We start from the raw sequence: 1,810 nt of genomic DNA, 5'->3' as shown, positions 1-1,810 counted from the left end.
TAGCAACCGCTCTCAGAGATCACAAATAGAGGCTCGACTTTACCCTTAGCGCTCCCAGTTAATTGATAAATAAGAAACGAGTATCCTGAAGATAGCAACGGCGGGTTCAAGATGGGATCGCCGGACGCTTACTTGGAGCTTAAGAATTTTACAGCATAACCAATGCAGGCACGGCGACGCCCACTACATTGCGCCGTCGGCTCCATTCCGTGGGCGCGCATGCTGCAAGCGTTATGCATAAAGAGATCGAACCAAATTATGGCGAATAATTGGAATATTCCCGCTGAGTTAGAGCGGGAGGTAAGAGAGCGAGACAAAGCCTGCGTGTACTGCGGCAATGAATTCCTCTCACATAAAGAATCCGCAAAGGCATCTGCGAGTTGGGAGCACATTATCAATGATGCCTCAATAATCACGCGAGAAAATATCTGCCTCTGTTGTCGTGGTTGTAATGCCAGCAAAGGTCAAAAGCAGCTCTCGGTTTGGCTGAAAACTAATTACTGTAAAGAGCGTGGTATTACTCCTGAATCAGTTGCCCCCATAATCAAGCAGGCAATCGCAAATGGGCAGTAGCATCATGCATAACAAGGCGGTGTTGTCGCCTGCGGCTGGGACGCACCACTACGTGGCGCGCCCCAAACCTTCGCGTTAAATTTCAATAAAAGAGGGATCTGAGTTGTCTAATAGGATGCTGTTAAGGCTTTTTGCCCTTCCAGTTTTATTACTTATTCTTGCGGGTTTTGGGCTTTATTTCCTCGGCGAATTTTTACCCCATTGGTTTTCCGGCAGTACGATGTTTGAGAGCTTGGGGACTAGTTCTCGTGCAGCCGTTCCCTGGGTTGTTTCAGGTCTATTGCTCGCCGCATTGGCATTCTTCACAGTGGGTTTTTACAGATTGTGGCGTTGGGATCAGGGTAAATCAGATTGTTGTTTTATCTGTGGTGGCATTGTTGACAACAGACATGGTCGTTACGGGCATTACAAGCACTGTTTGGCCTGCGGGAAGAATCAAAAAATTTAACAAGTTGTTCCAGTTCGTTCTGGGCCTCGCGGCCCTCCACCGGATGCCCTTTTCGCTGCGCTAAAAGGGCACCGCTGAACAAAAGCGTTAAAAACCTAGGGAAGTCCGAAATGGGTCGAAAGTTTATTTCTCAAAAGAAACAGACAAAAGAAGAGCTTTTTGACTCTCTGGTCAAGAATGCAATAGATTTTTTGGATTCATCGCTTGATGATTTGGAAAAGAGGCCTAAGAACTCTATTGTTGATTTTTATACCTCAATTGAGTTGTTTCTTAAGGCTCGTTTGATGGATGAGCATTGGACTCTTATTCTCAGTAAACCCGAAACTGCAAATATTGAAAGTTTTAGAGTTGGGGACTTTCATTCCGTTTTCCTAGAAGACGCAATCAAAAGACTTAAGTCCATTGTCAGCGAACATCTTGATCAGACCACAATTGATAACTTTAAAGCGTTAGGTGAGCACCGTAATCAAATAGTTCATTTTGCTCATTCTGATTACGCTGATTTGTCCGCAACGAAGGCCGGTGTGGTAGTGGAACAGTGGGCATCTTGGCATCACCTGCACGCCTTGTTAACAGAAAAATGGAAAGATGTTTTTCAGTTATATCAAGAAGAGTTTAAGCGCATCCACAGACGAATGATGGGGCAAAAAGACTTTATCTTAGCTAGGTACGGAGTCTGTCAACGTAGATGTCGCGTTTAAGTCATCAGCTCTTTAACAATTGGCCGCCTTTTCCGGATTCAGAGTGACTGATTCCGGCAAGCTGAAGTTTCTGATATCACCCGACCAG

The 1,810-nt window shown here is 45.3% G+C and carries 1 protein-coding gene; it reads left to right on the top strand.

Going from position 1 to position 1,810, the window contains the following annotated elements:
* Positions 1–1,131: 1,131 nt before the first annotated feature.
* Positions 1,132–1,722 (top strand): hypothetical protein, encoded by a 591-nt coding sequence (locus tag CDH47_RS17430; protein ID WP_193601676.1) that lies wholly within the window; start codon positions 1,132–1,134, stop codon positions 1,720–1,722.
* Positions 1,723–1,810 lie beyond the last annotated feature (88 nt).

This window comes from Marinobacter salexigens (genome assembly GCF_002806945.1).
Lineage (GTDB): Bacteria > Pseudomonadota > Gammaproteobacteria > Pseudomonadales > Oleiphilaceae > Marinobacter > Marinobacter salexigens.
The sequence above is the reverse complement of the archived record's forward strand: the minus strand, read 5'-3'. Positions and strand labels throughout refer to the sequence as shown.

Bases quoted from the DNA above. Each gene is read 5' to 3' on its own strand.
- CDH47_RS17430 (WP_193601676.1), top strand. From the start codon at position 1,132: ATGGGTCGAAAGTTTATTTCTCAAAAGAAACAGACAAAAGAAGAGCTT.